The sequence below is a fragment of the Ralstonia sp. ASV6 genome (assembly GCF_016429285.1).
Taxonomy (GTDB): Bacteria; Pseudomonadota; Gammaproteobacteria; order Burkholderiales; family Burkholderiaceae; genus Ralstonia; species Ralstonia flaminis.
Window position 1 is genome coordinate 1 of the sequence record NZ_JAELUI010000194.1, and the last position, 7,708, is coordinate 7,708.

General features: G+C 65.1%; 8 protein-coding genes. 3 read left to right on the top strand and 5 right to left on the bottom strand.

Annotation, left to right across the window (positions count from 1 at the left end; translation table 11 throughout):
* The 3 genes from JHD73_RS25110 to JHD73_RS25120 all read left to right on the top strand — a co-directional run.
* Positions 1-1,041: CynX/NimT family MFS transporter (locus tag JHD73_RS25110; protein ID WP_199032887.1), on the top strand; the 1,041-nt coding region annotated here is incomplete at its 5' end.
* A 401-nt stretch (positions 1,042-1,442) separates the two neighbouring features.
* Positions 1,443-1,898, top strand: a complete 456-nt coding sequence (fur, locus tag JHD73_RS25115) for a ferric iron uptake transcriptional regulator (protein ID WP_199032888.1) — start codon at positions 1,443-1,445, stop codon at positions 1,896-1,898.
* Positions 1,899-2,013: 115 nt separating this feature from the next.
* The gene (locus JHD73_RS25120) at positions 2,014-2,259 is read left to right on the top strand and encodes a hypothetical protein (protein ID WP_199032889.1); all 246 of its coding nucleotides are present in this window, start codon (positions 2,014-2,016) and stop codon (positions 2,257-2,259) included.
* Between the two features lie 16 nt (positions 2,260-2,275).
* Here the strand turns inward: JHD73_RS25120 and JHD73_RS25125 are convergent, their stop codons facing one another.
* The 5 genes from JHD73_RS25125 to JHD73_RS25145 all read right to left on the bottom strand — a co-directional run.
* A complete protein-coding gene (locus tag JHD73_RS25125) occupies positions 2,276-2,581 on the bottom strand; it encodes a hypothetical protein (protein WP_199032890.1) in 306 nt (101 codons plus the stop codon).
* Between the two features lie 114 nt (positions 2,582-2,695).
* Entirely contained in the window at positions 2,696-3,016 is a 321-nt protein-coding gene (locus JHD73_RS25130; RefSeq protein WP_199032891.1) for a DUF6587 family protein, read from the bottom strand.
* The gene (gene feoB / locus JHD73_RS25135) at positions 3,013-4,878 is read right to left on the bottom strand and encodes a ferrous iron transport protein B (RefSeq protein WP_199032892.1); all 1,866 of its coding nucleotides are present in this window, start codon (positions 4,876-4,878) and stop codon (positions 3,013-3,015) included. Before feoB ends, JHD73_RS25130 begins: the two co-directional genes overlap by 4 nt.
* Before the next feature lie 47 nt (positions 4,879-4,925).
* Complete coding sequence (locus tag JHD73_RS25140; protein ID WP_199032893.1) at positions 4,926-5,237, bottom strand: ferrous iron transport protein A; 312 nt, start codon at positions 5,235-5,237, stop codon at positions 4,926-4,928.
* 462 nt (positions 5,238-5,699) lie between these two features.
* The coding region (locus JHD73_RS25145; RefSeq protein WP_199032894.1) for a GGDEF domain-containing protein at positions 5,700-7,708 on the bottom strand (2,009 nt) is incomplete at its 5' end.

A 7,708-nucleotide genomic window follows, 5' to 3' on the forward strand; every position in this document is an offset into this window, starting at 1 on the left:
GTGTCAATGCTGACCGTGATTCCGGTGCTGTGCATGGGCAGCATCGCGCTGTTTATTCCTTGGCTGGCGCGTTGGATGGCCGAGCATCGCGGCATTGTTTGCAGCCTGTTGGCGATTGCAGGGGCGTGCCTATGGCGCTTGTGGGCCGAACATGGCGCGGCGCTGATCGCCAGCGCCGCACTGGCTGGCACGGGTGTCGCGATCATCCAGGGCTTGGCGCCGGGCATCATCAAGCGTTGGTTTCCGCAGCGTGTGCCGCTCACGCTGGGTTTGTATTCCGCTTCGCTCATGGCGGGCGGCGGCATCGCGGCCACGCTCAGCCCGCGCATTGCGCACGCTGCCGACTGGCACGTGGGCCTTGGCATCTGGGTGTTGCCGGCGCTGGCAGCACTAGTGTTGTGGGTGACTGCCCGCCCGCGCGAGGCGCTGCCAACCGCGCAGCAAGGGCCAGTGCTGAATTTCTTCGGCAATCGGCGTGCATGGCTGCTGGCGGTCTACTTTGGCGGCGCCAACGGCGGCTACACCAGCATGATTGCGTGGCTGCCAATGTTCTATCGCCAACTCGGCTGGAGCGCGCAGGATGCCGGCGGCCTGATCGGTGTCATGACGATCTTCCAAGTGGCCGGCGCGTTTGGGGCACCGTTGCTTGCGCACCGCTGGAACGATCGACGCCCGTGGCTGCTGGCGGCGTTGTTCTCGCAACTGGTGGGGATGGCCGGCCTATTGCTCGCACCGCAAGCCGAAACGGCGTTCTGGATTGCGCTGATCGGCTGTGGCCTGGGTTCGATGTTCTCGCTGTGTCTGACGCTCACGCTCGACCATCTGCCTGATGCGCGTGCTGCGGGTCATCTCGCGGCGTTTGTGCAAGGCATCGGCTTCATCATCACGGGGATCATTCCCTACGCCGTGGGCTGGCTGCGCGAATTGACCGGGGGTTTTCAGGTGCCGTGGCTGTTGCTCGTTGCCATCGTGATCGCTGCCATGGTTGCAACGCTGCGCTTTGCCCCGGCCGGCTACGCCCGCGCCATGGGGCGCATCTAACGCGCCTCCCGACCCCATCCCCACAAGGGTCTTCGACGATTTTCAGAAAAGTCTTGTAATGCGAATCATTCGCATTTATAGTTTGTCTATCGACAGCGCTGCAGCCGATGGACAAACCACCAAGCGCAACCTGTCGAACCGAATTCCGCTGCGAGCGTGCCGGCCATTGGATGCCTGGCGCCCCGGCAACCGATCTTTTGTGGGGACCGCTCTGACACACAGAGCGTTTGGCAGTAGCAAGCCGCCCGACAGTCGGGAAAGCACTCAGACCCCGCTTTCCCGACTGCGACTTTCCCGGGCCGCCAGCCATGCCGTCTTTTTTCGGAACCCCGTCTGCATGATTGCGACGCCCGTTTCCGGCCCTGCTGCGCTGACCTCCTAGCCTTACGCCCCCGAACGCCATGCCAAATTCGACCGACCTGCGCCGTGCCGGGCTCAAAGCCACGTCACCGCGCGTCAAGATTCTGGAAATTCTTGCTGCCGGCACGGACCACGGCCGTCACCTGAGTGCGGAAGACGTCTATCGCCAGCTGCTGACGTCGGACCTCGACATCGGCATCTCGACGGTCTACCGCGTGCTCAATCAACTGGTGGATGCCAGCGTGCTGCTGCGTCATACGTTCGAGGCCGGCCATGCGGTGTATGAGATCAACGAGGGTGCGCATCACGATCACCTGATCTGCATGTCGTGCGGCCGCGTGGAAGAGTTTCACGACGATGCCATCGAGGCCCGTCAGGAGCGTGTGGCAAGTGAGCGCGGCTTTGTGCTGCGCGATCACGCGCTGGCGCTGTACGGTGTGTGCCCGGCGTGCCAGGCCAGTGCGGGTGCGCGGGACGCTGTGGGCTTGAACGCATAGGGTGCGCTTCACATTGATGTGATGCGGTAACGCCCTGAAACATCATCGGCGGGATCGTGGCGAAACTCATCCGCTGCCGTGGGTTCCAACACATCGTGTTACCCAGGAGATGCCGATGCAACGCCGTCTGAAGTCCGAAGATGAACTCAAGACCCTGCTGGCCCGCTGTGTTCAGCAGCATCCGGAATGCGCCAACTGCGAACTGCGCGCCATGTGCATTCACCGGCCCGATCACACCGGTTGTAACTGGAGCGCCGAATTCGATTTTCCTAGCGATGACGATGCCGCCGCCATTCGCGGCCTGTCGGTCGCCAAGCGTCTGCTGACGCGGGCGCGCACCCAGTACAACGTAGTGTCGTAACGCTCAGGTTTGGGCGTCAGCCCTTCGCCTGTCGGGCGATGCGCTCGAGCAGTGCGCGGGCGCTTTCGCCGTGGCCCTGCTGTGCCAGCAGGCGCGCATTCAGCACGAGATTTTCCAGCACCAGTTTGGCGATGCTCGCCGTGAGCGAGACGATCACCTCGTCCTGGCTGAAGTGCGCATCTTCCATTTGCGACAGCTGGCGCGAGACCAGCTTGCAGACCAGGCCGCGCAACATCTGCTCATCGAAGGGCAGGTTGGCGAAGTCCACCGGGTCTTCCTTCTCGACTTCCGCAATCAACTGAACCAGCAACTCTTCGGTCATGACGCGTCCCCCGTTCAGGTTTGGACCAGTCTACGCCTGCGCTCTCCAAAAATAAAACGGGCTCGCGTGATGCGAGCCCGTTGGTGTTGTGGTGTTGTGGTGTTGCGTCGGCGATTATTTGCGGCGCAAGAAGTGGATTGGTTGTTCAACCGCAGCAGACGATGAAGACTCGCCCGATGCGCAGCCACTGCAACCGCTGCCACACGCGCTGCCCGAAAGCGGATCGGAGTGGCATGACGGCGACGCTCCCGGAGTGAGCAGGCGTTGCCCGAAAGCACGCATCCAGTCCGGTCGCGACGGCCGATCGCACCAGCCTGCCACGCGCGCCATCGTTCGGGCACGCATGGTTGGTGCATAGCGACCGGTAATCGACAGCGCGCTCATCGCCACGACCGTGGCAACGACGCCGGTTTCGACAACGTGGTACAGGCTCATGTCAGCACCCGTGCGATCTGGTAGGTGGCGAAGGCGGCCAGGTAGGCCAGCGCGAAGAGGTAAGCGGCCGTGCCCGCCATCACCTTCCACGAGTTGGTCTCGCGGCGGATGGTGGCCAGCGTCGAAATGCATTGCGGCGCGTACACGTACCAAGCCAGGAAGGCCAACGCAGTGGCCAGCGACCATTGCTGGGCAATGATCGGCGCCAGTTGCGCGGCGGCATCCTCATGCGTTGCCGACAGCGAATACACCGTTGCCAGCGCACCCACGGCCACTTCGCGCGCGGCCATACCAGGAATCAGCGCGATGCACATCTGCCACGTGAAGCCGATCGGCGCGAACACGACTTCCAGCGCGCGGCCGATCATGCCGGCAAAGCTGTAGTCGATAGCCGGCAGGGTGGCGTTGGCAGGCGGCGACGGGAACGTCGACAGGAACCACAGCACCACCATCATCTTCAGGATGACCGTGCCGATGCGGCGCAGGAAGATACGCGCGCGTTCGATCAGGCCAACGATGAGATTACGCACGCTGGGCAGGCGGTAAGACGGCAGTTCGAGAATGAGCGGGTGCTCGTTGCGATCGCGCTTGAGGTACTTGAGCACGTAGGCCACCACCAGCGCCGACACAATGCCGGCCATGTACAGCCCGAACAGCACCAGCCCCTGCAGGTTGAACACGCCCCACACCTGGCGCACCGGAATGAACGCGCCAATCAGCAGCGCATACACGGGCAGGCGTGCCGAACATGTCATCAGCGGTGCCACAAGAATCGTCACCAGCCGGTCGCGGGGGTCCTGAATCGTGCGCGTGGCCATCACGCCAGGGATCGCGCAGGCAAAGCTGGAGAGCAGCGGAATGAACGAGCGGCCCGACAACCCGGCACCCGCCATCAGCCGGTCGAGCAGGAAGGCCGCGCGCGGCAGGTAGCCGGATTCCTCCAGCGAGAGGATGAACAGGAACAGGATCAGGATCTGCGGCAGGAACACCAACACGCTGCCCGTGCCCGCGATGATGCCGTTCACCAGCAGGCTCTTGAGCATGCCGTCGGGCATGACTGTGCCAACCCACACACCCACGGCTTCCACGGCGCCCTGGATACCGTCCATGAGCGGCTGCGCCCAGGAGAACACCGCCTGGAACATGAAGAACATCAGCACGGCCAGCAACAGCAGGCCCAGCACCGGATGCAGCACGATGCGGTCCAGCCGGTCGTCCAGCTCGGCGGTGCTGCGCGGCATGGTGACGGCGGCGTCAAGCAGGCGTTTGACCTCTGTATGCGGGTCGGCGTCGGCGGGCAGCCCCACCGGCACGGCCGGCAGTTGCTCGTGATCGATATGGGCGACGAGGTCGGCCGCGCCATTGCGCTTGATGGCCACGGTCTGCACCACGGGCACGCCCAGTGCGGCTTCCAGCTTGGCGCGGTCGATACGGATGCCGCGGCGTTCCGCTGCATCCACCATGTTCAATGCCAGCACCATCGGCAGGCCCAGTCGCTGCAGCTCCAGCACGAAGCGCAGGTGCAGGCGCAGATTGGTGGCGTCCACCACGCAGATGAGCATGTCGGGGCGCGGCTCACCACGGAACGTGCCCAGGCAGATATCGCGCGTGATGGCTTCGTCGGGGCTGGTGGCGACCAAGCTGTAGGCGCCGGGCAGGTCGAGAATCTGTACGTGACGGCCCGACGGTGCGGTGAAGCGGCCTTCCTTGCGCTCTACCGTCACGCCTGCATAGTTGGCCACCTTTTGACGGCTGCCGGTCAGCAGGTTGAACAGCGCGGTCTTGCCGCAATTGGGGTTGCCGACCAGGGCAACGCGCAATGCCGGCGAGGAAGAGGAAGCGGGAGAGGCGTGCATCTGCATGAAGACCGGATAAGCGGGGCCGGAAAGTGTCGGCAGCGAGCGACGGGCTACGCCGCCTCGCGCACCTGCGCGGGCGGGGCTGTCTCGGTGGCGGAAACGGCCGAAGCGGCGGGTTGCGTGGCCGCTTCAGCACGCACGCGAACGCGGGCGGCCTCCTGGCGGCGCAACGCAAAGCGCGTGAAACCAACCTGCACGACCAGCGGATCACCGCCGAACGGGCCCACGGCCACCACGCGCACCACTTCGCCTGTGACGAACCCGAGTTCGCGCAGGCGTTGGCTGATGGGATCGGCGGACTCACGGTCTTCAACGTGATCCACCACCGCCGTCGCCCGGCGGGAAAGCTCGGAAAGCCGCATCGTGCCTAGTCGTTAACTTGATATTGCGTAAATGCGAATCGTTTTCATTATATCGCAACATCCCGTGTGAAGGGCTGCGGCACCGGGTCGCCGGGATGGTTATTTCGGACGAGGGATTAACGCGGAGGGGGGGCGTTGCGCCGAAGGCACAAAAAGCGTGGGGTGCGTGGGAAACCGCTACGGGTGCCGGGTTTTTGCCAAATTACCCTATCCTGGGTATTGGCCGGGTGGGGGGCATTGCCTATGCTTCAAGTGCGCTGAACTTCCCCGTTCAAAGCGTATTCTTGAAGCCACCGGATACCGCTATCCGGTGGTTTTTTCTTTGGTGCCCGGAACTTGCCCGCGATCCTGCTGCGTGGCTCGATCTTGGCCCTGCGATGCTCACCGTACCCATGTACGGTTGCGGCTCTCGAACCAACCTCAGGCCGCTCGCTACGGATCGCAGGCGGGTTCCTCACGGTGCTAGTCGCTGGCGATCGCGCCGCGGCCTTCGTTTTTAGCGCGGTAGCAAGCGGCGTCCGCACGTGCCAGGAAGGCACTGGCGTCTGCGTCAACTGCGTGCAATTCAACCACCCCCTGTGAGAGCGCAATCTCTGCCCGCGCACCGGCGGCGAGCAGCGGCTGCCGCGCCAGCGCCGCGCGGATGCGGTCGGCAAACGTGACGGCAGCCTGCATGTCGCAGTTGGGCAGGATGACTGCGAACTCGTCGCCGCCCAGGCGGGCCACGTAGTCCTGCGTGCGGGTGTTCTGCACGACGAGCTCGGCCACGCCGCGCAGCACGTCGTCACCGGCGGCATGGCCGTAGCGGTCGTTGATGGCTTTGAAGCCATCCAAGTCGATCATGATGAGGGCCAGTGGCGCACGTGTGACCGGGTTGCCCCCACGGTGGGCTTCGACCTGCGCGTGCAAGGTCGCATCAAAGCCGCGGCGGTTCAGCAATCCGGTCAGCACGTCGTGTGTGGCATCCCAGGCAATGCGCTGCACGGTTTCTCGTGTGGCTGACACATCGCGCAGCACCAGTACACCGCTGCCCGACGTGCCCGGCAACGGGCCCCATGACAATTCCACATCGTGCCGGCGCCCGTCGGCGCGTTCCAGCCGCAGGCTGCCCGTGAGCGTGCCGCCCGCGCGCAGCAGCTGCGTGGGGATGACGCGCCTGCCGCTGTCGTGCTCGATCAGGTGCAGCAGGCGGTTGATCGATTGGCCAACCGCGCGAGCGGGGTGTGTGCCAACGAGTGTTTCAATGGCGCGGCTGGCGTGGGTGATGATGCCATCGCCGTCGATCGTGAGCAGCGGCTCCTGAATGGCATCGAGCACCAGCAGCGCGGCACGGACTTCTTGTTCGAGCGCTTCCTTGGCACGTTGCTCGCGCGTGCTGTCGACCACGGCGACGATCCAGCCCGCCAGCGGCGCACCGGCCCCGCCGATGGGCCGTGCCGTCAGCAGCACCGCGCCGATACCGGCACCTTGTCCGGTGGCAATCACGACCGGCTGATCCGCCAGTGCTAGCGGCGCGCGCGGCAGATGGGCGAGCACGGTGGCCACGGCCCGCGCTGCAGGCGAGATCGGATCCCCTTCCTTGGCCTGCAGTGCCAGGCTGACAGCCTGTGCGCTCGTGCCCAGCAGCCGCTCGAAACGCACGTTGGCAAACGGCACCGCCAGCGTGCGATCCAGAAACGCCAGCCCGACCGGGGCCTGCTCGGCCAGCCCGCGGAAGAAGGCGACGTCCTGTTTGCTGGTCTCCAGTGCCCGGTCCCAGTACTGGGCAAGGTGGCCGACGCGCACAGCCAGTGCACCTACCTCTGTGGTCGGGTCAAACGTAGAGACCTTCGGGTCCGCCAGCTCGCCCAGGCGCGTGAGCGGCCCGGGCGGGTGGGTATCGTGCAATGGCGGGCGGCCGGAAGTGGGCGTGACCGGGTGGATCGGCAGGCCGCCTTCCACCTCGTGGCGCAGGCGCTCCAGCGGACTGACTGCGCGCTCGATCCAGAACCAGGCGAACAGCAGGCAAACGGCCCCGAAGGCGATGCCGGCAGCAATCAGTGTGCGCGTCGTACGTGCCGCGCCCGCGTAGGCTTCCTGCACCGGCCACCAGACGCCCACGCTCCAGGGCACAGCATTCAGCCGGCGATAGCCGACGATGACAGGTGCCTGCCCCGGCGGGGTGAATTCAGCGCCCTGGCTCCAGCCCTGCGCGAGCGAACGCGCAGAATTGGGCAGGGCCGCCAGATCCGGCGCTTGCTGCAGCAGACGCGAGCGATCCGGCGCGACGATGTATTTGCCCCCTTCCGACACCACCACCAGACGCCCGGTACGCCCCATCCGGACGGCTTCCAGATCGGCGAGCATCGGATTGCGAGACAGTTCGATCGATCCGATCACCAGCCCAGCAAAGCCGCCGTCATTGCCGTGCAGCGGTGCCGCAAACGAGGCCACCGGACGCTTGCCCGCCGGTGCCAGGAACGGTTCCGGCA

What these genes read in the sequence shown, in the direction of transcription:
- fur (WP_199032888.1), top strand. Translation starts at nt 1,443, where the DNA reads ATGCCAAATTCGACCGACCTGCGCCGTGCCGGGCTCAAAGCCACGTCA.
- JHD73_RS25120 (WP_199032889.1), top strand. Translation starts at nt 2,014, where the DNA reads ATGCAACGCCGTCTGAAGTCCGAAGATGAACTCAAGACCCTGCTGGCC.
- JHD73_RS25125 (WP_199032890.1), bottom strand. Translation starts at nt 2,581, where the DNA reads ATGACCGAAGAGTTGCTGGTTCAGTTGATTGCGGAAGTCGAGAAGGAA.
- JHD73_RS25130 (WP_199032891.1), bottom strand. Translation starts at nt 3,016, where the DNA reads ATGAGCCTGTACCACGTTGTCGAAACCGGCGTCGTTGCCACGGTCGTG.
- feoB (WP_199032892.1), bottom strand. Translation starts at nt 4,878, where the DNA reads ATGCAGATGCACGCCTCTCCCGCTTCCTCTTCCTCGCCGGCATTGCGC.
- JHD73_RS25140 (WP_199032893.1), bottom strand. Translation starts at nt 5,237, where the DNA reads ATGCGGCTTTCCGAGCTTTCCCGCCGGGCGACGGCGGTGGTGGATCAC.